The sequence below is a fragment of the Streptomyces sp. NPDC023723 genome (genome assembly GCF_040639815.1).
Lineage (GTDB): Bacteria > Actinomycetota > Actinomycetes > Streptomycetales > Streptomycetaceae > Streptomyces.
In genome coordinates this window covers 1-24,865 of the sequence record NZ_JBFAAP010000062.1, presented here as the reverse complement: position 1 = coordinate 24,865, position 24,865 = coordinate 1, and the positions used below count along the sequence as shown (strand labels likewise).

Annotated in this window: 19 protein-coding genes and 1 pseudogene; 12 read left to right on the top strand and 8 right to left on the bottom strand. The window is 71.4% G+C overall.

Going from position 1 to position 24,865, the window contains the following annotated elements:
• The first annotated feature begins 116 nt into the window (after nt 1–116).
• On the top strand, nt 117–653 hold the full coding sequence (locus AB0G32_RS35330; RefSeq protein ID WP_361173198.1) for an ATP-binding protein: 537 nt from the start codon (nt 117–119) through the stop codon (nt 651–653).
• Here the strand turns inward: AB0G32_RS35330 and AB0G32_RS35325 are convergent.
• Nucleotides 649–787 (bottom strand): annotated as a pseudogene (locus tag AB0G32_RS35325) (amino acid permease); the annotation flags it as partial. The gene AB0G32_RS35330 and the pseudogene AB0G32_RS35325 overlap by 5 nt on opposite strands.
• 96 nt (nt 788–883) lie before the next feature.
• Between AB0G32_RS35325 and AB0G32_RS35320 the strand changes: the two are divergent.
• The 4 genes from AB0G32_RS35320 to AB0G32_RS35305 all read left to right on the top strand — a co-directional run bounded on the left by AB0G32_RS35320 (nt 884) and on the right by AB0G32_RS35305 (nt 6,052).
• Nucleotides 884–1,024, top strand: coding sequence for a hypothetical protein (locus AB0G32_RS35320; RefSeq protein ID WP_361173195.1), 141 nt, complete (start codon nt 884–886; stop codon nt 1,022–1,024).
• A gap of 457 nt (nt 1,025–1,481) precedes the next feature.
• The gene (locus tag AB0G32_RS35315) at nt 1,482–2,288 is read left to right on the top strand and encodes a universal stress protein (protein ID WP_361173192.1); all 807 of its coding nucleotides are present in this window, start codon (nt 1,482–1,484) and stop codon (nt 2,286–2,288) included.
• Complete coding sequence (locus AB0G32_RS35310) at nt 2,285–4,990, top strand: HAD-IC family P-type ATPase (protein ID WP_361173189.1); 2,706 nt, start codon at nt 2,285–2,287, stop codon at nt 4,988–4,990. Before AB0G32_RS35315 ends, AB0G32_RS35310 begins: the two co-directional genes overlap by 4 nt.
• A gap of 141 nt (nt 4,991–5,131) precedes the next feature.
• Nucleotides 5,132–6,052 (top strand): universal stress protein, encoded by a 921-nt coding sequence (locus AB0G32_RS35305; RefSeq protein ID WP_361173186.1) that lies wholly within the window; start codon nt 5,132–5,134, stop codon nt 6,050–6,052.
• A gap of 409 nt (nt 6,053–6,461) precedes the next feature.
• Here the strand turns inward: AB0G32_RS35305 and AB0G32_RS35300 are convergent, their stop codons facing one another.
• From AB0G32_RS35300 to ppdK, 5 genes are all read right to left on the bottom strand, one after another.
• A complete protein-coding gene (locus AB0G32_RS35300; RefSeq protein WP_361173183.1) occupies nt 6,462–6,830 on the bottom strand; it encodes an STAS domain-containing protein in 369 nt (122 codons plus the stop codon).
• Nucleotides 6,831–6,917: 87 nt separating this feature from the next.
• Nucleotides 6,918–9,560: a bifunctional acetaldehyde-CoA/alcohol dehydrogenase gene (gene adhE, locus AB0G32_RS35295; protein ID WP_361173181.1), complete on the bottom strand. Its 2,643-nt coding sequence runs from the start codon at nt 9,558–9,560 to the stop codon at nt 6,918–6,920.
• Between the two features lie 204 nt (nt 9,561–9,764).
• Nucleotides 9,765–10,412: a CBS domain-containing protein gene (locus AB0G32_RS35290; protein ID WP_361173178.1), complete on the bottom strand. Its 648-nt coding sequence runs from the start codon at nt 10,410–10,412 to the stop codon at nt 9,765–9,767.
• Nucleotides 10,413–10,503: 91 nt separating this feature from the next.
• Nucleotides 10,504–10,887, bottom strand: coding sequence for a hypothetical protein (locus AB0G32_RS35285; RefSeq protein WP_361173175.1), 384 nt, complete (start codon nt 10,885–10,887; stop codon nt 10,504–10,506).
• Between the two features lie 130 nt (nt 10,888–11,017).
• Nucleotides 11,018–13,714 (bottom strand): pyruvate, phosphate dikinase, encoded by a 2,697-nt coding sequence (gene ppdK, locus AB0G32_RS35280; protein ID WP_361173172.1) that lies wholly within the window; start codon nt 13,712–13,714, stop codon nt 11,018–11,020.
• Nucleotides 13,715–13,947: 233 nt separating this feature from the next.
• Between ppdK and AB0G32_RS35275 the strand changes: the two genes are divergently transcribed.
• Nucleotides 13,948–14,895, top strand: a complete 948-nt coding sequence (locus AB0G32_RS35275) for a universal stress protein (RefSeq protein ID WP_361173169.1) — start codon at nt 13,948–13,950, stop codon at nt 14,893–14,895.
• A gap of 20 nt (nt 14,896–14,915) precedes the next feature.
• Here AB0G32_RS35275 and AB0G32_RS35270 read toward each other — a convergent pair whose 3' ends face one another.
• Together AB0G32_RS35270 and AB0G32_RS35265 are read right to left on the bottom strand one after the other, a co-directional pair.
• Entirely contained in the window at nt 14,916–15,431 is a 516-nt protein-coding gene (locus tag AB0G32_RS35270; RefSeq protein WP_361173166.1) for a hypothetical protein, read from the bottom strand.
• The gene (locus AB0G32_RS35265; protein WP_361173163.1) at nt 15,428–16,579 is read right to left on the bottom strand and encodes a hypothetical protein; all 1,152 of its coding nucleotides are present in this window, start codon (nt 16,577–16,579) and stop codon (nt 15,428–15,430) included. Before AB0G32_RS35265 ends, AB0G32_RS35270 begins: the two co-directional genes overlap by 4 nt.
• A gap of 283 nt (nt 16,580–16,862) precedes the next feature.
• On the opposite strand from AB0G32_RS35265, the gene pflB reads away from it, so the two are divergent.
• From pflB to AB0G32_RS35235, 6 genes are all read left to right on the top strand, one after another.
• The gene (gene pflB, locus AB0G32_RS35260; protein WP_361173160.1) at nt 16,863–19,124 is read left to right on the top strand and encodes a formate C-acetyltransferase; all 2,262 of its coding nucleotides are present in this window, start codon (nt 16,863–16,865) and stop codon (nt 19,122–19,124) included.
• Nucleotides 19,121–19,870, top strand: a complete 750-nt coding sequence (gene pflA, locus AB0G32_RS35255) for a pyruvate formate-lyase-activating protein (protein ID WP_361173157.1) — start codon at nt 19,121–19,123, stop codon at nt 19,868–19,870. The genes pflB and pflA overlap by 4 nt, the downstream gene beginning before the upstream one ends.
• A 93-nt stretch (nt 19,871–19,963) precedes the next feature.
• Nucleotides 19,964–20,662 (top strand): response regulator transcription factor, encoded by a 699-nt coding sequence (locus AB0G32_RS35250; protein ID WP_361173154.1) that lies wholly within the window; start codon nt 19,964–19,966, stop codon nt 20,660–20,662.
• 166 nt (nt 20,663–20,828) lie between these two features.
• Nucleotides 20,829–21,848, top strand: a complete 1,020-nt coding sequence (gap, locus tag AB0G32_RS35245; RefSeq protein ID WP_361173151.1) for a type I glyceraldehyde-3-phosphate dehydrogenase — start codon at nt 20,829–20,831, stop codon at nt 21,846–21,848.
• Between the two features lie 121 nt (nt 21,849–21,969).
• A complete protein-coding gene (locus AB0G32_RS35240; protein WP_361173148.1) occupies nt 21,970–23,727 on the top strand; it encodes a GAF domain-containing protein in 1,758 nt (585 codons plus the stop codon).
• Nucleotides 23,728–23,938: 211 nt separating this feature from the next.
• Nucleotides 23,939–24,610, top strand: a complete 672-nt coding sequence (locus AB0G32_RS35235; RefSeq protein WP_361173145.1) for an OsmC family protein — start codon at nt 23,939–23,941, stop codon at nt 24,608–24,610.
• The last annotated feature ends 255 nt before the right edge of the window (nt 24,611–24,865 follow it).

The following is a 24,865-nucleotide window of genomic DNA, read 5'->3' as shown; positions in this document are numbered from 1 at the left end:
CCCGAAGGTGTTTTCGGCACGTCCCTCTGTTCCGGGAACGGCGTGCGGGGTCGTTATGAGGGCAGACGTCTGTCGTTGACCGTGGACTCAGGACAAGGGTGCGGTGCTGATCAGTGATGCGCGAAAACGAGACTCAGCCGCTGTTCGGCAGCCCCGTACTGTCCACGCATGCGTTCACCGGTAGTGAACCGGTGGCTGCCGCGCGCGGCGCGGCCCACCGGTTCTTGACCGAGGTGCAAGCCGTGCACGGTATTCCGGTCTCCGCGCGGGTGATCGGCATGGTGGAACTCGTGGTGAGTGAGCTGGTCACCAACTCGTTCAAATACGCGCCCGGCCCGGGCCTGCTGGACCTGGAGGTCTGCGGCGGTGGGGTGGAGATCAGCGTGTGGGACACCAACCCTGCGCTGCCGTTCGCGCGCGCCGCAGCTCCCGGGCGGGTCGGCCAGCACGGTTTGGAAATCGTGACGGCTGTGTGTCAGAGCCTGGAGATGCGTCGTGAACCGGCGGGCAAGCGGATCAAAGCGGTGATCTCGCTGGCCGACGACCCGGGCGGGCACCCGGCCGGCCGCTACTGTGACCATCCTTGCCTCAAGGCTGGGCCCATGACGGGGACCGGGGCCTTCCGCTGGTACGTAGGTAGGTACTGGCGGTGAGGGCAGCGACGGCGCAGGAGGCGGTCTTGCCGTCCACGAACGCCCAGCCGACCAGGGCGGCCCCACAGGTCCCCCACGTGTTCCCGGCCGTGGACGTGAGTGCCGCCGGCTCGCGGGTGGAGGACGGCAAGCCGGCCGAGGCCGTCGTGTCCGACTGGCCGGAAGGCGGCAGTGTCCACGTTCCGCTCCGCCCCGGATGGTGTCAGCGAAGCTGAAGTCAGGTGTCCGGTATGCACTCCGCCAGCGTCCGGGCGGTCAAGCCCCAGGACACCGGTACGACCATGGCGGGGAACATGACCGCACCGGCGGAGCGCGTTGACGCCGCCGCCTGCCGCACCCCCACCGAGCCCACGGCGGACGGCGAGAGCTGACCTCGGCCGCGCGTCCCGCACCGCTCTCCTTACCGTGCGGACCGAGCCGACCGGGTCCGCCGGTGGCTCGGCCGTCTACGGTGACGCAGCAGACTGGCCCCGACGACCGTGGCGCAACGCCGACGTGGCTACCGGCCCGCGGCGACCGGGCCCTCGTTCGTGCGCCGCACGACCGGCTCCGGGATGAACTCCGTGCGCGCGGCGGACACGTGGAAGACCAGCCTGCCGGGCACCGGGGGCGCCGTCGCCGCCTCACCACTACTGCGCAGGGCTGAACGGAGCCCTGCCGGGGCCGTCCGGCCCACTGCGTCGCCAAGCGCGCAGGCGGAGGCTGGGGGCCGGGGAAGGCAAGCGATCGGCCGTGGTGCCGCGCACGGTCCCGGCCACGCTGCCGTCGCCCCGCCGGACAGGGCAGGAACGTCCGGACACGCGCAGAGCCCGGGGAAGGGGAATTGTGATGAGGAGCCCGGTGGTTGTGGGGTTCGATGGATCACCGTCCGGTCTGGTGGCCGTGGAGACAGCGGCCCGGGAGGCCGAGCGACTGGGCACAGGACTTCGGCTGACGTACGTCCTCAGCTGGCCGTCGGCGTACCTGCCGCCCGGTGTTCCGCCGTGGGACCCGGAGGGTGCCGAGTCACGGGGAAGGGTGACCGGCCCGTTGGACGAGGCCGAGCGCCGCGCCCGGCGGACCGCCCCGGGGATCGCCGTCACACAGGACGTGCTGATCGGCGAACCGGTGCCCGTACTGGAGTCGGAATCACGCACCGCGTCACTCACCGTCGTCGGCAGCCGTCCGGACACCGGCGCCGTCGGACGGCTGCGTGGTTCAGTCGGACGCCTGCGCGGCTCGGTCGCCCGGCGCCTGGCCGCACACGGGCGCTGTCCGGTGCTCGTGGCGCGGGGCAGGCCCGGACCGAGTGGTCCGGTGGTGCTGGGCGACGGCACGTCGCCGGCGGCTGCGGAGTTCGCCTTCGCCGAGGCCGCGCGACGCGGCGCAGACCTGGTCGCGCCGCGCCCGCGCGTCCACGCCGCACGGTTCCGTACGGCGCTGCGTGCGAAGTACCCCGGCGTCGTCGTGCGCGACCGGCGGACACGGGACCTCGCGGGGCGCGCCCTCGTCGAGGAGAGCGCCGCCGCCCAGCTCGTCGTGATCGGCGCGGGCCACGGGGTCGTGGACATGCCGCGGTCCTGGAGGGCCAGGGTTCTGCTGAACGACGCGCGTTGCCCCGTCGCCGTGGTCCCGGCAGGGAGGGCACGACCGTGAACGGTCCGACAGCGCCCGAGGCCGGACAGCAGACCGAGGAGACGGCACCCCTGGACGCCCACCGGCAGGACCCCGTGCGGGTCGCGGCCCGCCTCGGTGTCGACCCGACGGCCGGACTGAGCACCCGGCAGGTCGCCGAACGCGCCGCCGACCACGGGCCGAACCGGCTGGCCGAGCCCGCCCGCAGGCCCGAGTGGCTGAAGTTCCTCGACCAGTTCCGCAACTGGCTCATCGGCATCCTGATCGCCGCGGCCGTGGTGGCGGGAGCCATCGGTGACATCAAGGACGCCGTGGTGATCACGGTCGTCCTCCAGATCAACGCGGTCCTCGGTTATCTCCAGGAACGGCGGGCCGAACGCAGCCTGGAGGCACTGCGCCGGATGCTGGTGCCGACCGCCCGGGTCCGCCGCGACGGTACGGAGCAGATGGTGCCGGCGCAGAGCCTGGTCCCCGGTGACGTGGTCCTGCTGGAGGCGGGTGACCGGGTGCCGGCCGACGGCCGGCTGACCGTCGCCGAATCGGTGGAGGTCGCCGAGGCGGCACTGACGGGCGAGTCCCAGCCGGTCGCCAAGAGCACCGCCGTCACCGGCCCGGTGCCGTTGGCCGAGCGCACCGGCATGCTCTTCATGAACACGGCCCTGACCCGGGGCCGGGCCGAGATGATCGTCACGGCCACCGGTATGCGCACCGAGCTCGGCTCGATCGCCGAAGCGCTGCGCACCGGGTCGGAACCGGCCAGCCCGCTCCAGATCCAGCTGGACAGCCTCGGCCGACGACTCGCCCTGCTCAGCGGGGTCGCGGTGGCCGCCTACGCGCTCGTCGCCCTGGTGCGCGGCGAGGGACTCGCGGACATCGCGCTGCGCGCCGTGGCCCTGGCCGTGGCCGCGATCCCCGAAGGGCTGCCCGCCGTACTGGCGCTGACGCTCGCGCTCGGGGTGTACCGCATGGCCCGGCGCGGCGCCATCGTCAAACGGCTGGCCTCGGTGGAGTCGCTCGGCGCCGCGACGGTCGTGTGCAGCGACAAGACCGGCACGCTGACCCTCAACGAGATGACCGTACGGGCCCTGTGGACCGAGGGGCGGCTGCACGAGGTCACCGGCGAGGGCTACGGCACTCAGGGCACCGTCTGCGGCGTCGCAAGCGAGGAGCGGCTCAGGGCCTCGCTGCTGCCGTTCACCCTGTGCAACGACGCGCACGTGACCGAGGACGCTTTCGTCGGCGATCCGACCGAGGCCGCGCTGGTCGTCCTCGCCGCCAAAGCCGGTCTGGACACCGATCGGCTGCGGGCCGACGCGCCGCGCACCGCCGAACTGCCCTTCGACGCGGCCACCAAGTACATGGCCACCTTCCACGCCGACGCCGACGGCCGTACGCGCGTCCACGTCAAGGGCGCCGTGGACGTGCTGCTGGACCTGTGCTCCCAGGTGACGACCGAGACGGGCGTGAGCATCCTCGACGGCCGGCACCGGGCCGGGGTCCTCGACGTGACCCGGCGCCTGGGCGGCGCGGGACTGCGGGTCCTGGGCGCGGCCACCGCCGTCGTGGACGGCCCGCCCGACCCCGGGACCCTGCCGCGGCTGACGCTGGTGGCCATCGCCGGCATCGCCGATCCGCCGCGGCCGCAGGCCCGGGACGCGATCGCCCTGTGCCGCACGGCCGGGGTCGCCGTCAAGATGATCACCGGCGACCATGCCGACACCGCGGCCGCGATCGCGCGCGAACTCGACATCACCGGCGACGTGGTGACCGGCGCCGAACTCGACCGGACGGACCCGGAGGAACTGTCGGAACGCATCGACCGTATCGGTGTCTTCGCCCGGGTCGCCCCGGAGCACAAGGTGACCATCGTGCGGGCGCTCTCCAGCAGGGGCCACATCGTCGCCATGACCGGTGACGGCGTCAATGACGCCGCCGCGCTGCGGGCGGCCCACATCGGGGTCGCCATGGGAGTCACCGGCACGGACGTGGCCAAAGAAGCCGCCGACATGGTGCTGACCGACGACGACTTCTCCACGATCGTGCGGGCCGTCCGCGAGGGACGCGCCATCTACGCGAACATCGTCAAGTTCGTCCGTTTCCAGCTCGCCACCAACATCGGCGCCATCCTGACCCTGCTGGGCGCGTCCCTCGCCGGGCTGCCCGCGCCGCTCACGGCGGCCCAACTGTTGTGGATCAACATCATCATGGACGGACCACCGGCGATGGCGCTGGCGGTCGATCCGGCCGACGACGACGTCATGCGGCAACCACCCCGTGATCCCGGCGAGCGGATCCTGGACGTCCGGCGGATGCTGGCGATCGGCCGCGCGGGCGCGGTCATGGCCCTGGGCACCGTCGGCCTGCTGGCCCTCACCCGGTCATGGGCCGGTACGGACACCGCGCTGACGATGGCGTTCACCACCTTCGTCCTGTTCCAGCTCTGCAACTCGCTCAACGCCCGGGCCGGCGACGGTCCGCTGCTCGGTCGCCACCAGTTGCGCAACCGGACTCTGTGGCTCTGCCTGGCCGGGGTCCTGGTCGTGCAGGTCGGCGCCGTACATCTGCCCTGGGCGCGCACGGTGTTCGGCACGGAAGCCCTCGACCTGACCCAGTGGGCCCTGTGCGTGGGTACGGCGACCACGGTGCTGCTGGTCGAACTGGCCCTGCGCGGAGCGAAGCGGCTGCTGCGCCGACAGCCTGTCGGACCCGCTCGTAAGACCTGAGCTGCCGACGGACAGCCGTCTGCCGACGCTCAACCGTCGGGCCTGGACGGCGAGGACGGTCGGCCCGCGGGCCGGGACCAGTGGCCTCTGCCGTCACCGCCGCGCGGAACGAACACTCGAAGCAGCCTGAAGGAGGTTCCCATGACCCGCACCATCACCGTCGGACTGGACGGCTCGCCGGCGAGCCTGGCCGCCGCCGACTGGGCCGCGCGCGAGGCACAGCTCCGGGACCTGCCCCTGCGGCTCGTGACCGCGTGGGAGTGGCAGCCGCCCGCCTACGCGCCGGCGACCCGGCTCGACGCGGCGGTGCTGCCGAGTGATCTCCAGCGGGCCTGGGCACAGCGCCTGCTGGACGAGACGCGGACCCGCGTCGCCGAGCGTCGGTCCGGGCTGCGGATCGAGGCCGACCTGATCACCGGGCTGCCTGTACCGGCACTGCTGAAAGCCGCCGTGGACGTCGAACTGCTGGTGCTGGGATCACGTGGTCTGGGCAAGGTCGCGGGATTCCTGCTCGGTTCGGTCTCCCTCTCCGTCCTGGCCTCGTGCGAGCGGCCCGTCGTCCTCGTCCGGACCGACGAGGACGGCACTCGGGAGCCGTCGCCGCACCCTTCAGCGGGCGGACCCCGTGCCGGCGCCGAGCACCGTGACGTCGTCCTCGGCCTGGCCCTGCACAAGCCGAGCAGCGCGGTGATCGACTTCGCGTTCGACGCGGCGGCGCGGCGCGCCGCACGCCTGCGTATCGTCCACGGCTGGACGCTGCCGCCCTACTACCACGGTGGCGCGCTCATGCCCGAGCTGAACGACGACATGGCCATGCGGGTGCGGCGCGAACTGTCCGACGTGCTGCGACCGTGGCAGGAGAGGTATCCCGCCGTGGAGATCAGCGCGCAGGCCACGGTCGGTGGGGCCGGCCGTCACCTGATCGAGGCATCCCGCGACGCGGCCCTCGTGGTCGTGGGCCGGCATATCCGCCGGGCAGCTGTCGGCGCTCATATCGGGCCGGTGACCCAGGCGCTGCTGCACCATGCCGCCGCTCCGGTAGCAGTGATCTCACACGACTGACCGGGCACGGTCGGACAGACGACCAGGCCGATCGCGTCAGCGACAAGCTCTCCCGAGCCCTCGCACGGGTTGCCGCGGCGGTCGAAGTGGATCTGGGCGAGGTCACCCACCTCAGCCCGGAGGCCGTTGCCCGACTGCTCGGTGGCGCGGCCGGTCCCCGCTCGCCGGTCCGGCGTGCGCTTCACCGTCACGCACGCCTCGCGCACCACCGAACAGCAGGAGCAACACGCATTCGAGGAACCGTCCCGATCGGTGCTGCGGCTACGCCTCACCAGTGCGGGCGAAGGCCCGGGCGAGGGCCGGTGAACTGTCCATTCGTTCAGCGCGCGCCGTGAGGCGCTTCGCCGTATCTGACGCGGTCATCAGTCCATCCGGTCGCAGGAGGCAACGCTGCCTCGATGCCCAGCCTTCAGACCTCGGACCAGGGACGCAGGGCGCTCGTCATCGACGTGTGGATCTCGAAGGCATCCGCCAGCCCGGTGTGTTGCAACATGCGGCGTAAGCGGTCGCTGTCGGAGACGAGACGCAGCCTGCCGTGCCGCTCACGGATCCGTCCGCGTGCCCTGCACAGCACTCTCAGCGCGGCGCAGTCCAGGAAGGACACCGGACCCAGATCCACCACCAGGTCGGGGCGCGGGCCGGCGGTGAGGGAGTCCAGCCGTGCCGTGACGATCGGTGCCACTGCGATGTCGATGTCTCCGTGCAGTTCCAGGACGGTCGTGTCATCGACGGTGTACTCGGTGCGGACGGGGTCGGTGCCGACGCGCTCGTGTGCCATACGGACAGCCAAGCCCAGGCGCCCGACGGGCAGAAGGGCCTGTCGGCCCACGTGTCCCCACCCACGGGAACCGAGGGAACTCGCCGCTCAGCCGTAGTAGGCGGTGCGCATGAGCTGCTGCATGTCGTCCAGCATCGGCATGCGGGGGTTGGCCGGCGCGCACTGGTCCTCGTAGGCGTTGAGGGCCTGCTGGCGCAGGGCTTCGAGGAAGGCGCGCTCATCGACGCCCAGGGCCGCGAACGTGGGCTCTATGCCGACGGCGTCGCGCAGGCGCTCCACGGCCGTGGCGAGGGACTCCACGCCCTCGGCCGGGGTGGCGGCGGGCAGGCCGAGGACGCGGGCGATGTCCTGGAAGCGTTCGGGGGCGCGGTAGGTCTCGTACTTCGGCCAGCCGGTGAGCTTGGTCGGGACGGTGCCGTTGTAGCGGATGACGTACGGCAGCAGGACGGCGTTGGTGCGGCCGTGTGCGATGTGGAAGGTGGCGCCGAGGGTGTGCGACATGGCGTGGACGATGCCGAGGAAGGCGTTGCCGAAGGCCATGCCCGCGATGGTGCCGGCGTTGTGCATCTTCTCCCGGGCCTCGGCGGCCCCCGCGCGGTTGTTCACCGCTGCTTCGATGTTGTCGAAGACCAGGCGGACGGCGTGCAGGGCGAGGCCGTCGGTGAAGTCATTGGCGTAGACGGAGACGTACGCCTCGATGGCGTGGGTGAGGGCGTCGAAGCCGCTGTCGGCGGCGAGCGCCGGGGGCAGGGCGGTGGTGAGGAGGGGGTCGACGATGGCGACGCTGGGGGTGAGGGCGTAGTCGGCGAGCGGGTACTTCTTGCCGGTCGTGGGGTCGGAGATGACGGCGAACGGGGTGACCTCGGCGCCGGTTCCGGAGGTGGTGGGCACACACACCAGGCGGGCCAGTTTGCCCAGCGTCGGGAAGCGGAAGGCGCGCTTGCGGATGTCGGAGAACTTCTGCCGCATGTCGGCGAAGTCGATGCCGGGCTGCTCGTACAGCAGCCACATCACCTTGGCCGCGTCCATGGGGGAACCGCCGCCGAGCGCGATGATCGTGTCGGGGCGGAAGTCCCGCATGAGGTCGGCGCCGTGCTGGACGGAGTCGATGCTGGGTTCGGGCTGGACGTTGTCGATGATCTGGAGGGTGACCGGTTCCCGGCGCTGTTGCAGGACGCGGCTGATCCGGTCGACGAAGCCGAGGCGGGTCATGGTGGCGTCGGTGACGATCGTGACCCGGTGGACGTCCGGCATGGACGTCAGGTAGCGGATGGCCTGCGGCTCGAAGTAGATCTTCGGCGGGACCTTGAACCACTGGAGGTTGTTGCGGCGCGTGGAGACCCGCTTGACGTTGAGCAGTTGGGCGGCGGAGACGTTGTTGGACACCGAGGTGCTGCCCCAGGAGCCGCAGCCGAGGGTGAGCGAGGGCAGCAGGCCGTTGTAGATGCCGCCGATCGCGCCCTGGGACGCGGGGGAGTTGACGATGATCCGCACGGTCTTCATCCGCATGCCGTACGCCTCCGCCACCGCGCGGTCCTCGGTGTGGATGACGGCGCTGTGGCCCTGGCCGTGGAAGGCGACCATGTCGGCGGCGAGGTCGAAGCCGGTCCGCTGGTCCTCGGCGCGCAGCACGGTGAGGACCGGGCAGAGCTTCTCCCGGGTCAACGGCTCGTCGGGGCCGACGTGTTCGGCTTCGGCCAGAATGATCGAGGTGTTCTCGGGCACCGAGAACCCGGCCCTTTCGGCTATCCACGCCGGGCTCTGTCCGACGGCGGCGGCGTTGACCTTGGGCTCGCAGCCGGCTCCCGAGCCGCCCACGGCAGGGAACAGGAAGGCTTCCAGCTTCGCCTTCTCCTCCGGGGTGGCCAGATGGGCGTGCAGGGTGCGGAACTCGGTGATCGCCGCGTCGTAGATCGATGTGTCGAGGATGACAGCCTGTTCGGAGGCGCAGATCATGCCGTTGTCGAACGACTTGGACAGCACCAGGTCGTTGACGGCCCGGCGCAGCTTCGCGGTGCGGTGGACATAGGCGGGAACGTTGCCGGCGCCGACGCCGAGGGCGGGCTTGCCGGCCGAGTAGGCGGCCTTGACCATGGCGTTGCCGCCGGTGGCGAGGATCAGGGAGACGCCGTGGTGCCGCATCAGCGTGCGGGTCGCCTCGACGGACGGGGCCTCGATCCACTGCACGCAGTGCTCCGGGGCACCGGCGGCGATGGCCGCGTCCCGGACGACGCGGGCGGCTTCGGCGCTGCACCGCTGGGCGGCCGGATGGAACGCGAAGATCACCGGGTTGCGGGTCTTCAGCGCCATCAGGGCCTTGAAGACGGTGGTGGAGGTCGGGTTGGTGACGGGGGTGACCGCGGCCACCACACCCACTGGCTCGGCGATCTCGATGATGTCCTCGATGTCGTCCCGGCCGATGACCCCGACGGTCTTCAGGTGGCCCATGCTGTGCGTGACGTGCTCGCACGCGAACATGTTCTTGGCCGCCTTGTCCTCGAAGACCCCGCGTCCTGTTTCTTCGACCGCCAGGCGGGCCAGCGCGGTGTGCTGGTCCAGGGCGGCGACCGATGCTTTCTTGACGATGTGGTCGACCTGTTCCTGAGTGAGGGGATCGTAGTCGGCGAGTGCCTTGAGGCCGGCCGTGACCAGACGGTCCACGGCGACCACCGTGTCGGACGGGGCGTCGGTCTTGACGCGGTCCTCGGTCCGCACGTCCTGTCGGGTCATGGTGGTGTCCTCCGTTGTCAGGGACCACCGTGGTGCACGGCGGCGCCGGGCGGGAGCGGCACGACGGTGGTCGGCGCCGCTCTCTGCCTCCACTGTCCTCCGGCGTCGTCGACCGCAGGAGGCGCCGAAGGACCTCTTCCGGGTCCGTCCGGCCCGATCGGGCAGGGACCGTCAGTCCCGGCCGGACCGGGGCGCCGCTCCCCCTCAGGGACCCTCGACCCGCTGGGGCGGGGCGGGAGCCGCGCAGTCGTCGACGCGGAACCCGAGGCCGTTCACCACGCCGACCACCCCGTCTAGGCGCCAGGCGCCGTGTATGACCTCCGTCACCTGACTGCGCAGCTCCACCTGGCCGTCGAGGGTGACGACACCGTCGCGGACGGAGACCAGGACGGCGTCGGCAGACAGACCCAGCGTGCCGACGACGGTCTCCTCGGTCACCTGACGGCGGATGTCGTCGTCCGCGCGCAGGAAGACCCGTAGCAGGTCGCGGCGGGTGGCGATGCCGATGAGGCGGTCGGCCTCGTCGACCACGGGCAGCCGCTCGATGCCGCGGCGCTCCATGAGCCGGGCGGCGTCCGGCACGGTCTGCTCCGGGTGCACGGTGATCGCGGGGCTGGACATCACGTCGCCCGCCCGCACGGCGGTGGGCGGAGCGGGACCGTCCTGGTGCGCCTGGGTACGTACCAGGTCGCTGCCGGACAGGACTCCCAGGACCTTGTCGTCGGCGTCGACCACCGGCAGCCCGCTGATCCGGTGATGGTCGAGCAGCCGCACAACCTCCTTGAACGGTGTCGTGAGGCGAGCCTGCACGACGTCCCTGGTCATCACCTCACCGACGATGTGAGCGGTCACGGCGGTTCCTCCTTCACGAACACGGCGGGCAGGGCCGGAGCCGATGGCCGGCTCCGGCTCCCCGCCAGGTCGGGCAGGCGCCGTGCGGCGCCTACTGCCGCGGGCCGCCGCGCCACGGGGGCGGCGCGGCCGTCCGACGGGTGGTGTCACCGCGGTGGGCGACGCGTTCGGTACCGGCGCGCAGCCGGTCGTGAAGCCGGTCGGCGAGTTCACGGGCACTCGCCTCACGGGCGTGGATGACGACGAGGTCGCCTCCGACGTGGATGTCGGAGTGGGCGGACCAGGGCAGTTCGACGTGGTGGGCCGCTGCCCGCCGGACGCGTACCTCACCGCTCACGGGCGGCAGGCCGGGCCGGTCCAGGGCAGTGGCGACCTTCTCGCGGAGGTAGGCGAGAGACTCCTCGTCCACCGCTCCGTCGGCGCGCAGTCGCACGGAGGCGGTGGTTTCACGGGCACCGATGTCCTTGGCAGTCATGTGCTCCACTCCCTGTGATCGTCCTGTGACGCCTCAAGACTGCCGCGCTCGCTGTCCGGGTCCCAGAGACGGCCGGCCCCGCTGCGGGGCCGGCCGACCCCTGGTCCGAAGGGCCGGGCGGCCCCGTGCCTCACCTGCTGTCGCTCCCCTCGGTCTCCTCCAGCGCGGCCCGGCCGGCCTCCAGCCGGGCCACCGGCACCCGGAACGGCGAGCAGGAGACGTAGTCCAGTTGGGCGGCGTGGAAGAAGTGCACCGAATCGGGGTCGCCGCCGTGCTCGCCGCACACGCCGATCTTGAGATCCGGGCGGGTGGCCCGGCCCTCCGCGACGGCGATGCCCACCAGCCGGCCGACCCCCTCACGGTCGAGCGTCTCGAACGGAGAAGTGGGGAAGACGCCCTTGTCGAGGTAAGCGGAGAAGAACTCCGCCTCGACGTCGTCGCGGGAGAAGCCCCACGTGGTCTGGGTCAGGTCGTTGGTGCCGAAGGAGAAGAACTCGGCCTCCTCGGCGATCCGGCCCGCCGTCAGGGCGGCCCTGGGCAGCTCGATCATGGTGCCGACGGGGCAGTCGACGTCGACCCCCGACGCCTGCGACACGTCGGCCAGCACGCGTCGCACCTCCTCGCGCACGAGGCGCAGTTCCCGCACATCACCGACGAGCGGGACCATGATCTCGGCCTCGGGCGCGCCACCCGCCAGCAGCCGCTCGGCGACGGCCTCGCCGATCGCCCGGACCTGCATGGTGACCAGGCCGGGCACGACCAGTCCCAGCCGTACGCCGCGCAGCCCGAGCATCGGGTTCTCCTCGTGCATGCGGTTCACGGCGGTCAGCAGCTCGACGTCGTGCGGGTCCGGTTTCCCGCCACGGGCCTGGGCGGTGGCGATCCGCACCGCCAGTTCGGTGTGGTCGGGCAGGAACTCGTGCAGCGGCGGGTCGAGCAGCCGAATGGTGACCGGCAGGCCGTCCATCGCCTCCAGGATGCCGATGAAGTCGTGCCGCTGCAGGGGCAGCAGCTCCGCGAGCGCACGGTCCCGTTCGGCGTCCGACTGCGCCAGGATCATCCGCTCGACCAGCTTGCGGCGCTCGCCGAGGAACATGTGCTCGGTGCGGCACAGCCCCACCCCCTGCGCGCCGAACCGGCGGGCCCGCGCGGCGTCCTCGGGGGTGTCGGCGTTGGCCCGCACCTCCAGGCGCCGCACGGAGTCCGCGCGGGCCAGCGCCCGGGTCACCGCGTCGACCAGGCCCTGCGCGCCCTCGTCACCCCGGCCGTCCTCCAGGAACCGGATGACCGCCGAGTCCACCAACGGCACCGAACCCGCGTACACCGCCCCCGCCGTACCGTCCACCGAGACGACGGTGCCCTCCTCGACCACGGTGCCGCCCGCGGCGGTGAGACGCCGGGCTCCGGTGTCCACGGTGAGTTCCTCGGCGCCGCACACGCAGACCTTGCCCATGCCGCGGGCGACGACGGCCGCGTGGCTGGTCTTGCCGCCGCGGCTGGTGAGGACGGCCTGGGCGGCGATCATGCCGGGCAGATCGTCGGGCGTGGTCTCCTGGCGGACGAGGACGACCCTCTCGCCGGCCGCCGCGCGCCGTACGGCCTCGGCGGAGTCGAAGACCACCGCGCCGACCGCCGCGCCGGGCGAGGCCGGCACACCACGGGCGAGCACGGTGCCGGTCGCCGACACGTCGAACCGCGGGAACATCAGCCGGGCCAGGCCCTCGCCGCTCACCCGGGCCAGCGCCTCGTCCGGGGTGATGAGCCCCTCGTCGGCCAGCTCGGCGGCGAGGACGAACGCGGCTTCGGCGGTGCGCTTGCCGACCCGGGTCTGGAGCATCCACAGGGTGCCGCGTTCGATGGTGAACTCGATGTCGCACAGATCGCGGTAATGCCGCTCCAGGGTGCGCATGTACGCGCGCAGCCGGTCGTAGGACGTGGCGTCCAGGCGCTCCAGCTCGGCCAGCGGCACCGTATTGCGGATGCCGGCGACGACGTCCTCGCCCTGCGCGTCGGGCAGGTAGTCGCCGTACAGGCCGGGGCGCCCGGTGGCCGGGTCGCGGGTGAAGGCGACGCCGCTGCCGGAGTCGGCACCGAGGTTGCCGAAGACCATGCGCTGCACGTTGACGGCGGTGCCCAGGTCGTCGGCGATGTGCTCGCGGCGCCGGTAGACACGGGCGCGTTCCCCGTTCCAGGACTCGAAGACGGCCAGGACCGCCCGGCGCAGCTGCTCGGCGGGGGACTGCGGGAAGTGCTCCCCGGTCTCCAGGTGGATCAGGTTCTTGTACGTCTCCACCAGCTCGGCCAGGTCGGCCGCCGTCAGGCGCACGTCGTCCTCGACGCCCCGCAGGTCCTTCAGGAGGGCGAGGGATCGCTCGAAGCGGGAGGAGTCGACGCCCATGACCGTGCTGCCGAACACCTGGACGAGGCGGCGGTAGGAGTCCCAGGCGAAGCGATCACTGCCGGCGACCTTGGCCAGCCCGAGGACCGAGTCGTCGTTCAGACCGATGTCGAGGATCGTGTCCATCATCCCCGGCATGGAGAAGCGGGCACCCGAACGGACGGACAGCAGCAGCGGGTCGTCCGGCTGCCCCAGCACCCGGCCCGCGGACGCCTCCAGGGCCGACAGGTGCGCGGAGACCTCCTCCCACAGGCCCTCGGGTTCGCGGCCCGTGGCCAGGAAGGCGCGGCACGCCTCGGTGGTGAGGGTGAAGCCCGGCGGTACGGGAAGTCCGAGCCGGGTCATCTCGGCCAGGTTCGATCCCTTGCCGCCGAGGAGACCGGCCAGGTCACGGCCGCCCTCGGTGAAGTCGTAGACGTAACGGACCATGACGCTGCGCTCCTCGGGCGTTGGGGCGTGACAGTTCCAGGGTCGGACGGGCGCGTGCACGACGCGAGGTGCCGTCCGTCCCGTCCAGGGGACCGGTCGGCCCCGGTTCAAGTCCGGCAGTTCCGGGAGGACCATCGGCACCATGGCCGGGGCTGTACGGCCCGTGGACCACCGGGACGGCCGGGAACAGGCTCGAAGACGCCGGAAGTCATCGACTCGGGAGGGAACACGTCATGCCGCACGACATCGTGGTGGGGGTCGACGGATCGCCCGCGGGCATCGCCGCCGCGCACTGGGCGGCGCGGGAGGCCGAGCGGCGGGGGGCCGGGCTCACCGTTGTGCACGCCTGGTACCGCCACGCCCGCCCCGCGCCGTACGTCCCCATGGACAGCAACGAGCACGACTGGGCCGAGCAACTTCTGCGCGAGGCCGTCCGCAGTGTCCGTGCCGCCCACCCGGGGCTGCGGATCACCGCACGCCTCGTGTGCGACGCGACGGTGGCCACCCTGCTCGCCGCCTCGGCCGACGCCGACCTGCTGGTCCTCGGTTCCCTCGGCCTCGGAGCCCTGGGCGGTTTCGTGACGGGCTCCGTGTCCCAGCGCGTCGTCGGCCGGTCCGCCCGCCCGGTCGTCCTGGTCCGGGCCGGCCGGACCACCGCCGACGAGCACCTGCCGGCCACCGACGGCATCGCCCCGGAAGAGATCCCGGAGACGCCCTACCGCCAGGTGGTCCTGGGCCTGCGGACGGACCGGCCCGGCGACGAAGTGATCGAGTTCGCCTTCGACGCCGCCCGCCGACGTGACACCGGCCTGCGGGTGGTGCACGCCTTCCGGACGCCGCCCAGGTCCGCACCCGCTCCGTCGGTACCTCTGGTGTCCCCGGCCCCGGAGGGCCCGGCGGCGCCTTCCCCACAACCGCCGGCCCAGGCACTGGCGGACGAGGAGCGCACCCTGACGGCGGTGCTGCGCCCCTGGCTCGAGAAGTATCCGACAGTTCGCGTGACCGAGACGGTCACCGAGCAACGCGCCGCCGCCGCACTGGTGCGGGCCGGCCAGGACGCCGGCCTCCTCGTGGTCGGCCGCCACACCACCGACCACCGGCTCGGCGTCCACACGGGCCCGGTCACCCACGCGGCCCTGCACCACGTCGGGTGTCCGGTCGCGGTCGTCCCGCACGACTGAGGCCGGCCTTCACCTGACCCTCATCGCCCGGCGGTCAGGATGACGGCGACCGCGGCCCCGACCAGTGTGACTGCCGTGAGTTCCGCCGCGAGGGCGCACACCAGGAGCCGTGCTCCGGCGCGGTTGGTGTCGCGAAGGCGGCGCAGCACCTCGGTCGCCGACAGATGCAGGCTCGCGAGGACCTCGACGGCATCCTGATGATGCCAGTCCCCGGTGAGTTGTCTTCCTATCTCGTCCGAGCTCAACGCGAGCTGGGCCTTCGGCAGGTTGACGATCAGGGCGAGGACGGCCGCCACCAGGAAGAGGCCGAGGGACGCCAACAGCAGCGCCAGGCCCGGCGCAGGGACTGTGAAGGACGGGGCGCGCGTGCGCAGGGCCCCGACCGCGAACTGCAGCGTCACCAGTGTTCCGGATGTTGTGATCACCAGCAGACCGCGCTGTTCCAGCGATGCCTTTGTCACGCGTTCTTCGTTGACGTGTTCCTTGACCACTGTGAGGTACAGAGCCGCCAACTTCTCCGCCGCCTCGGCGGTCACGACAACCCGCTTTCCAGAGTGAGCCGAACGACGGCTGCGTTCTCCCGCTGAAGGACCCTGACCGGCCAGGGGCCCCGGGCCTGGGGCAGCACCGTCAGTCTGCGCAGGCCACGCTTGGGCACTGCCGCAAGGACGTGGGCAGACAGCCGGGCCTCGCGTTTCAGCCGCGCGTACCGGGCCTCTTCGGTGGCGACGGTCAGCTCCAGTGAGGTGCACGCGTGGTCGGCTTCCCGGAGCCTTTCCTCGGCTTCCCGCTCCTCCACCATTCCCTGGGCGATCCGCCGGCCGATCCACACCAGGCGGGCGCTCCAGGGCGCTAGGCCGGTGACGCGAGCGACCGTCGCGAGTGCCGCTTCCGGGTCTGTCCGTACCTGCGTCAAGCGCGAACGAAGCTCCGGCAGAGTGGCCTTCACCTCGGGACCACCGGACTCGTCGAGGTCATCAAGTGTCCTCTCCACGCGCCGCTGCCAACGAGCCCAGACGTTCGCCGAAGCCCGTTCGCGTCTCCTGCGGCGCCTTTGGGCCGAAGGAAGAAGACGGCGTGCCGCGTACGTGGCGTCGCGAGCCGACGCCATCCGGTCTGCCACTCCTTCGAACGACGCCGAGAGATCGCAGAGGAACGGATAGAGATCGAATTCATCGGCCACCGGAAGAAGCAGTACCTCGTTCTCCCACAGGGACAGGACGGCTATGCAGGGTTGTGGTGTCTCGCGCAATCCGAGAAATTGCATGGTCTCGTTGACGGCCATGGTGAAAGCGTGCTCACCTGCCGCGGCTGCGTAGGGACTGCCGTCCGCCGGCTCGCCGGTTCGATGCAGCAGTTCGCTGGGCGGCCCTCCCGACCTGCTCCACCAGTCCTGGCTCTGCCCGTGGGCGCCACCGGCCCGCAGGCCGGTGGTGTTCGTCCCGTAGCCGGGAGCATGTGGGAGAGGTACGCGCGCGCTCGCCGACGGACAGGGGCAGACGAAAGCGAATATGTCGCTGGTGACGCTGTGCAAAGAGGTCCAGTCCCGCAGGGTCTGTGCGACAAGTCCGCTTCGGTCGGCCGCGCGGGCCACCACGACGATCAAGGCGGCGTAGGCACTCTCCGAGCCTGCGGCAGTCGCGTTGGACAAGTACTGCTTGATGGGAATTTCACTGACGATCACGCTGTCTCCCCTTCCCCATCATGACTGCTGAAATGGTCGCGTGACCGGCGGCCTGGCGCAGCCGGAATTCATCGATCCGTCCTGAACGATCTCCTACGGCCTTGCCCTGCCCAGCCGTCGAGACGGGGGAACACCGGCCCTCCACACACGCCTCCGCCGGGGCCGAAGGTCCCGGGGATGAGGGCCGCGCGGGACCGGTCCGGTGTCCTGGCCGGTACTCCCGGTCACCGGCCCGCCCGACGAGCATCGAAGGTGAGAGAACCGTCCGACGAGAGGACCTGTGATGACCGCGACGGTGACAGCCGGACTCCGGACCGCCGATGCCTGGCGGCGGTTCGCCGCCGGGAGTGGGTGGCGTGAGCGTATCGACGTGCGCGACTTCATCCAGGCCAACTACACGCCCTACGAGGGCGACGCCTCCTTCCTGACCGGCCCGACGGACCGCACCCGGGCCGTGTGGGAGAAGGTCAGCGGGCTCTTCCCCGAGGAGCGGCGCCGGGGCGTCCTCGACGTCGACACCGCCACCCCCTCCACCATCACCTCACACGTCCCCGGCTTCATCGACCGTGACCGCGAGCTGATCGTCGGCCTGCAGACCGACGCCCCGCTCAAGCGGGCGATCATGCCCAACGGGGGCCTGCGCATGGTGGAGAACGGCCTGAAGGCGTACGGCTACGAACCCGACCCGTTCGTGACGAGGGTGTTCGGCACCTACCGCAAGACCCACAACGCCGGCGTCTTCGACGCCTACACCCCGGCGATGCGCGCCGCCCGCAAGGTCGGCATCATCACCGGCCTGCCGGACTCCTACGGCCGCGGCCGGATCATCGGCGACTACCGCCGCGTCGCCCTCTACGGCACCGACCGCCTGGCCGAGGCCAAGCGCGCCGAACGCGCCCGCCTCGACGCCCTGCCGTCCACCGCCGACGTCATCCGCGACCGCGAGGAACTCGCCGAGCAGCTCAGGGCGCTGGACGAGCTGACCGAGATGGCGGCGACGTACGGCTGCGACGTCACCCGGCCCGCGGCCACCGCACATGAGGCCGTCCAGTGGCTCTACCTCGGCTTCCTCGCCGCGGTGAAGGAGCAGAACGGCGCGGCCATGTCGCTGGGCCGCACCTCCACCTTCCTGGACGTCTATCTCCAGCGCGACCTCGACGACGGACTCCTCGACGAGAGGCGTGCCCAGGAGCTGATCGACGACTTCGTCATCAAGCTGCGCATCGTGCGCTTCCTGCGCACCCCCGAGTACGACGCCCTGTTCTCCGGCGACCCGACCTGGGTGACGGAGTCCATCGGCGGCATCGGTACCGACGGCCGCCCGCTGGTCACCCGTACCTCCTTCCGCTTCCTGCAGACCCTCTACAACCTCGGCCCCGCCCCGGAACCCAACCTGACCGTCCTGTGGTCGCCGCGGCTGCCCGACGGCTTCAAGGAGTTCTGCGCCCAAATCTCCATCGACACCAGCGCCGTTCAGTACGAGTCCGACGACCTGATGCGCCCGCGCACCGGCGACGACACCGCCATCGCGTGCTGCGTCTCCGCGATGGCGGTGGGCAAGCAGATGCAGTTCTTCGGCGCCCGCGTCAACCTCGCCAAGGCGCTCCTCTACGCCGTCAACGGCGGCCGGGACGAGATGACCGGCGACCAGATCACTCCCGCGATGCCCCCGCTGACCGGCGAGTACCTGGACTACGACGAGCTGTCCGCCGCGTACGACCGCGTCCTGGACTGGCTCGCCGGGACCTACGTCGACGCGCTCAACGTCATCCACTTCATGCACGACAAGTACGCCTACGAGCGCATCGAGATGGCCCTGCACGACCACCCGGTGCACCGGTTCATGGCCTGCGGCATCGCCGGCCTGTCGGTTGCCGTGGACAGCCTCTCCGCCGTCAAGCACGCCCGGGTGAAGGTCATCCGCGACGCGACCGGACTCGCCGTGGACTTCCGCACCGAGGGCGGCTTCCCGGCGTACGGCAACAACGACGACCGCGCCGACGCCCTCGCCGTCGATCTGGTGGAGACGTTCATGGCCAAGGTGCGCGAGCACCCCACCTACCGCGACGCCGAGCACACCCAGTCCGTGCTCACCATCACCTCCAACGTCGTCTACGGCAAGCACACCGGCAACACCCCCGACGGCCGCCGCGCCGGACAGCCCTTCGCGCCCGGCGCCAACCCGATGAACGGCCGCGACAAGCACGGCGTCGCCGCCTCCGCCCTCTCGGTGGCCAAGCTGCCCTACGAGGCGGCCCGCGACGGCATCTCCCTGACCACCACCATCACCCCGGAGGGGCTCGGCCACGTCCCCGCCGAACGCGCCGGGCACCTGGTCGGCATCCTCGACGCCTACATGGCCTCGGGCGGCTTCCACATGAACGTCAACGTGCTGGACCGGGCCGTGCTGGAGGACGCCATGGAGCATCCGGAGAAGTACCCGGAGCTGACGATCAGGGTCTCCGGCTACGCGGTCAACTTCGTCCGACTGACCCGCGAGCAGCAACTCGACGTGATCAGCCGCACCTTCCACGGATCGCTGTGAACACCGTGGTCGCGGCGACGGTCACCGGCCGGATCCACTCCTGGGACCTGTCCACCGGCGTGGACGGCCCCGGGACCCGGTTCGTCCTCTTCGTCAGCGGCTGCCCGCTGCGCTGCCTGTACTGCGCCAACCCCGACACCTGGCACCTGCGCGACGGACGGGAGGCCACCGTCGACGAGGTGATGGCCGAGGTCGAGAAGTACCGAGCGTTCCTCACCACGGCCGGTGGCGGCGTCACCGTCACCGGCGGTGAGCCGCTGCTCCAGCCGTCCTTCACCGGCGCCGTCCTGCGCCGCTGCAAGGAAGCCGGTCTGCACACGGCTCTCGACACCTCCGGCTTCCTCGGCGCCCGAGCCTCGGACGAACTCCTCGCCGACACCGATCTCGTACTGCTGGACATCAAGTCCTTCGACGTCACGACCTACCGGAAGCTGACCGGCGGCGCCCTCGCCCCCACCCTGAACTTCGCCACCCGGCTCGACCGGATGGGCAAGAGCGTGTGGATCAGGTACGTCCTGGTGCCCGGCTGGACGGACGACGAGCACGCCGTCGAGGGACTCGCCGGCTTCCTCTCCGGCCTGGGCTGCGTGGAGCGGGTCGACATCCTGCCGTTCCACAAGCTCGGCGCCGCCAAGTACGACGCCCTGGGAGTTCCCTTCCCTCTGCGGGACACTCCGGTCCCCGACGCGGCGCTGGTGGAACGGGTACGAGGCCAGTTCCGCGAACGAGGCCTGATGGCCCACTGACACGAGCGGAAACGGGGCCGACCGGCCCTGGACCTCGGCCACCCGGGGAAGAAAGGATGATGACAGGGGCCGAGGCATCACGAGGAGCGTCTGATGACGGACAGTGGGCAGGACGGCGGCACGGGGACCCCGGTCAGGGTGTTCCTCCTGGACGACCACGAGGTGGTACGGCGAGGCGTGCACGATCTGCTGGACGACGAGCCCGACCTCACGGTGGTCGGCGAGGCGGCGACGGCGGAGCAGGCGCTGGTGCGGGTCCCCGCGCTGCGCCCGGATGTGGCCGTCCTCGACGTGCGTCTGCCCGACGGCGACGGGGTCACCGTCTGCCGTGAGCTGCGGTCGCAGATGCCGGACCTGGCCTGCCTGATGCTGACCTCGTTCGACGACGAGGAAGCCCTGCTGGACTCGATCATGGCGGGCGCCGCCGGATACGTACTGAAGCAGATCAAGGGCTCCGACCTGGTCTCGGCCGTGCGGACGGTGGCCCGGGGCCAGTCCCTGCTGGACGCGAGTGCCACGGCGAAGCTGATGGCACGGCTGCGCGGCGGCGGAGACCAGCCGGCCGAGGAACCGGACGCCCTGCCCGGCCTGACCGACCGGGAACGGCAGATCCTGGAACTGATCGGCGAGGGGATGACCAACCGGCAGATCGGCCAGCGCCTGTACCTGGCCGAGAAGACCGTGAAGAACCACATCTCCCGCCTGCTCGCCAAGCTCGGCGTGGAGCGCCGCATCCAGGCTGCCGTCATCGCCACCCAGGCCCGCGACCGCATGCGGTCCGACGGGCGCTGAGGGACGCCGCCGACACCGCCCGGTCCCGGCCGCGTCGGCCTCCCGGGGCCGAAGGTCCCGCGGACCGCCCCCGCACGGCCCCTGTCCCCGCCGCCGCTCGCCCGAGAGGCTGAATGCGGTCCCGGACGACTCCGAGGCCGCCGACCCCATGGGGAGGACACACGTCATGACCGTGCGTGTAGGCATCAACGGCTTCGGCCGCATCGGCCGCAACTACCTGCGCTGCGTTCTGGAACGGACCGCCGGCACCCCGCTGGAGGTGGTCGCCGTCAACGACATCACCTCCCCGGCGGCACTGGCGCACCTCCTGACCTACGACTCGACGTACGGACGGCTGAACCGCCCCGTCGAGCACGACGACACCTCACTGACCGTGGACGGACACCGCATCGCGGTGACCGCCGAGCGCGACCCCGCCGCCCTGGCCTGGGGTGACCTCGGCGTGGACGTGGTGATCGAGGCAACGGGCCGCTTCCGCACCCGCGAGCAGGCCGGCCTGCACCTGGCGGCCGGCGCGCGCAAGGTGCTGCTGTCCGTGCCGGGCAAGGACGTCGACGCCACGATCGTCATGGGCGTCAACGAAGGCACCTACGACCCGGAGCACCACCACGTGATCTCCAACGCCTCGTGCACCACCAACTGCGTGGCCCCCATGGTCAAGGTCCTCGACGACCACTTCGGCGTGGTCAAGGGACTGATGACCACCATCCACGGCTACACCAACGACCAGGTGGTCCTGGACGGCCCGCACAAGGACCTGCGCCGGGGCCGCTCGGCGGCGGTCAACATCATCCCCACCACCACCGGCGCCGCCCGCGCCGTCGGCCTGGTCCTGCCAGAGCTGGCGGGCACGCTGGACGGCAGCGCCCTGCGCGTGCCCGTCGAGGACGGCTCGCTGACCGATCTGACCGTGGTCCTCGGCCGGGCGGCGAGCCCCGAGGAGATCAACGCCGCCTACCGTGAGGCCGCGGAGGGACCGCTCAAGGACGTCTTGCGGGTGTCCGACGCCCCGATCGTCTCCCGTGACGTGGTCGGCGATCCCGCCTCCTGTGTCCTGGACGCCCCGCTCACCCAGGCCCACGGCGACCTGGTCAAGGTCTTCGGCTGGTACGACAACGAGTGGGGGTACACCAACCGCCTGCTCGACCTCACCTCGTACGTCGCGGGCCGGTTGTCTCGGGTCTGACGAATCCGTCCAGTCCAGCCGTACGAAGGCGCTGATCCCTTATCGTCTCCCTGTTCGAGGCGCTACCGTGGCAGAAGACCGGTAGGCCTGCCGACAAGCGGTGCGGCGTTGGAGGACAGCGGTGGCGGATGCCGAGGATTCCCGCGAGGCACGGGTACGGCTGCCGCAGCTGCGGATGGACGACCTGCTGGAGGAGCTCCAGACCCGGCTGGACGCGGCGCGCGGTACCCGGGACCGGGTGCACAGCCTCCTGGAGGCGGTGCTCTCGGTCGGCCGCGAGCTCGACCTGGAGCAGGCGCTCTACAGCATCGTGGAGGCCGCGGCGGCCCTGGTCGACGCGGAGTACGCGGCGCTCGGTGTGATCGGCCCGGACGGCAAGCGGCTGTCCGCCTTCCACACGGTCGGCGTCGACGCCGAGCAGATCGCCCGCATCGGTCCCTATCCGGAGGGCCACGGAATCCTGGGCGAACTGATCCGCCACCCCGAGCCGCTGCGTCTGGCCAAACTCTCCGACCACCCGGCTTCCTACGGGTTCCCGGCCGACCACCCGCCGATGAACACCTTCCTGGGTGTCCCCATCCGAGTACGGGACCAGGTCTTCGGCAATCTGTACCTCACGGAGAAGCGCGGTGGGCAGCAGTTCGACGAGGACGACGAGTCGGTGCTGGCGACGCTGGCCGTGGCGGCCGGTGTGGCGATCGACAACGCCCGCCTGTATGAGGAGTCCCGGCTGCGCGAGCGCTGGCTCCAGGTGAACGCGGAGATCACGCACACGTTGATGTCCGGGGCGCACCAGGGCGGGGCGCTGTCGCTGATCGCCGAACGCGCCAGGGAGATCACCGGGTCCGTCCTGGGCGTGGTGGCCATGCCGGTGAGCGGGACGGACACCCTCGCCGTGGAACTCGCGACCGGCCAGGGAGCCGACGTATGGCGTGGGGTCGTACTGCCTGTCGAGGGCACGCTCATCGGGCAGGCGTTCGCCCAGCGGGCGCCTGTGAGCAGTCCGGACGTCTCACATGACGCCCGCATCTCGGCCGGTCCGCCGCGCTTCGACGGGCTCGGGCCGGCCGTCGCCGTGCCGATCGGCACGGACGACGAGGCCCGCGGGGTGGTTCTGCTGGTCCGCAGGTCGGGTGGCCAGGAGTTCTCCGGCAAGGAGACCGAGCCGCTGCAGGTCTTCGCCGCGCAGGCCGCCGTCGCGATGGAGCTGGCGGAACGCCGCGAGGACGCCGAGCAGATCACCCTGCTGGAGGACCGCGACCGGATCGCACGCGACCTGCACGACCTGGCCATCCAACGGCTCTTCGCCACCGGTATGACCCTGCAGAGCGCCGGACGGCGCGTCCAGGACGACCTGGCGTCCGAGCGGATCATGCGGGCGGTGGACGACCTCGACGAGACCATCAAGATCATCAGGTCGACGATCTTCGGCCTGCGCTCCCGTGACGGCGACGCGGCGCCGGGCCTGCGCTCCCGCGCGGTCCGTGCGGTCGGTGAGGCCGCTCCGGTGCTGGGCTTCGCCCCCAGTGTCCGTATGGAAGGGCTGCTGGACACGCACGTGCCCGGTCGGACCGCCGACGACATCGTGGCCGTCCTCACCGAGTCCCTGACCAATATCGCCCGGCACGCCCGCGCCGACCGCGCCGACGTCGTGCTGGAGACCGACGGCAAGCGGGTGCGCCTGACGGTCACGGACAACGGCGTCGGTGTTCCGGCCGGCGGCCGCCGCAGCGGCCTGGCCAACATGACCGAGCGCGCACGGAAGCTCGGTGGCGACATGGAACTGGGGAGTGCGGAAGGGACGGGGACACGGCTCGTGTGGCATGTCCCGCTGGGACAGTCCCCGGACGCGGTGGAGGGCGGCCGGCCGGCCTCGTGAGGTGGTGACGTACGGCGCGCGCGACCGGGACCATCGGCTCACCGGCCGGGTTCTTCCGGCTCAAGACGGCGCCCCGCGACAGCGGTCCGATGGAAGGTGATCGGACGGACGACCGGGGCCGTCCCGGTCCGCCGGTCCGGCCCGGACGGGCGGGTTCCCTGCCACGGGCACGCTGAACGCCCGTGCGCGAGTCACCCGGCGGGAAGACGCCATGAAGATGACAACTCGCTCGGGCCGCACGCTCAATGTCACCCGCCTCGCGTCCCACGACCTCCCCGCCGCCACGGGACGCGTCGTACTGGACACCTCCCGCGCCCTGCACGACGGCCGGGCACCGTGGCTCTCGCTGACCGCCGAAGAGGCCCGGCGGCTGGCCGCGCTGCTGATCTTCCAGGCCGCCACGATCCAGCCCGCGCCCGACGAACCGGCCGGACGGGTCGACGTGACGCCCGTCGCCGGTGATGCCTTCGAGATCCGGGCACGAGGCCACGTCATCACCACCGACCAGCCCAGGACCGACGGCGGCACGGACACCGCTGCTACTCCTGTGGAACTGTTCGTCGCGTCCATCGCCTCCTGCACCGCGCACTACGCGGGCCGCTACCTGGACCGCCACGGCCTCGACCGGGACGGGCTGGCCGTCCGGGCGGACTTCCGCATGGCCGACGACCGTCCCGCGCGGGTCGCCGCCCTGTCGGTGACCGTTCAGGCACCGTCCCTGCCCGCCGATCGGCTGCCCGCGTTGCGCGCCGTGGTCTCCCACTGCACGGTGAGCAACACCCTTGCCCGGCCTCCGGAAGTCCAGGTGCACGTCCGGTGTGAGCCGCACGGAGAGGACGAGTCGCGGCGAGCGAAGGAAGACCGGCGCGTCGACGCCGGCTGACCGGTCCGGTCCTCTTGCCGGCGGTGCCGGCCGTGCCGGCCGTACGGACAGTGGGCATTGGGCAGGCCTCCTGAATGCTGCCGAACGGCCCCGTCCCGCAAGGCTGTTGAGCCCTCGAACATGGACCATCGGCACTGGGGATGGGGCGTTGCAGGGCGGGAGAGTGAGTGGTGTCAGGAAGTGTTCGGACTATCCGTGAAGGGGTCATCGTCATGGCCGTGCATGAGCAGCCGCATCGCAGTGGAGGTTTCCACT

Excerpts from the sequence above, each read along its gene's own strand:
- AB0G32_RS35250 (WP_361173154.1), top strand. The coding sequence starts at position 19,964 with ATGACGGACAGTGGGCAGGACGGCGGCACGGGGACCCCGGTCAGGGTG.
- adhE (WP_361173181.1), bottom strand. The coding sequence starts at position 9,560 with ATGACCCGACAGGACGTGCGGACCGAGGACCGCGTCAAGACCGACGCC.
- AB0G32_RS35300 (WP_361173183.1), bottom strand. The coding sequence starts at position 6,830 with ATGGCACACGAGCGCGTCGGCACCGACCCCGTCCGCACCGAGTACACC.
- gap (WP_361173151.1), top strand. The coding sequence starts at position 20,829 with ATGACCGTGCGTGTAGGCATCAACGGCTTCGGCCGCATCGGCCGCAAC.
- AB0G32_RS35235 (WP_361173145.1), top strand. The coding sequence starts at position 23,939 with ATGAAGATGACAACTCGCTCGGGCCGCACGCTCAATGTCACCCGCCTC.
- AB0G32_RS35330 (WP_361173198.1), top strand. The coding sequence starts at position 117 with ATGCGCGAAAACGAGACTCAGCCGCTGTTCGGCAGCCCCGTACTGTCC.
- AB0G32_RS35320 (WP_361173195.1), top strand. The coding sequence starts at position 884 with ATGCACTCCGCCAGCGTCCGGGCGGTCAAGCCCCAGGACACCGGTACG.
- pflB (WP_361173160.1), top strand. The coding sequence starts at position 16,863 with ATGACCGCGACGGTGACAGCCGGACTCCGGACCGCCGATGCCTGGCGG.
- AB0G32_RS35275 (WP_361173169.1), top strand. The coding sequence starts at position 13,948 with ATGCCGCACGACATCGTGGTGGGGGTCGACGGATCGCCCGCGGGCATC.
- ppdK (WP_361173172.1), bottom strand. The coding sequence starts at position 13,714 with ATGGTCCGTTACGTCTACGACTTCACCGAGGGCGGCCGTGACCTGGCC.
- AB0G32_RS35305 (WP_361173186.1), top strand. The coding sequence starts at position 5,132 with ATGACCCGCACCATCACCGTCGGACTGGACGGCTCGCCGGCGAGCCTG.
- AB0G32_RS35285 (WP_361173175.1), bottom strand. The coding sequence starts at position 10,887 with ATGACTGCCAAGGACATCGGTGCCCGTGAAACCACCGCCTCCGTGCGA.
- AB0G32_RS35315 (WP_361173192.1), top strand. The coding sequence starts at position 1,482 with ATGAGGAGCCCGGTGGTTGTGGGGTTCGATGGATCACCGTCCGGTCTG.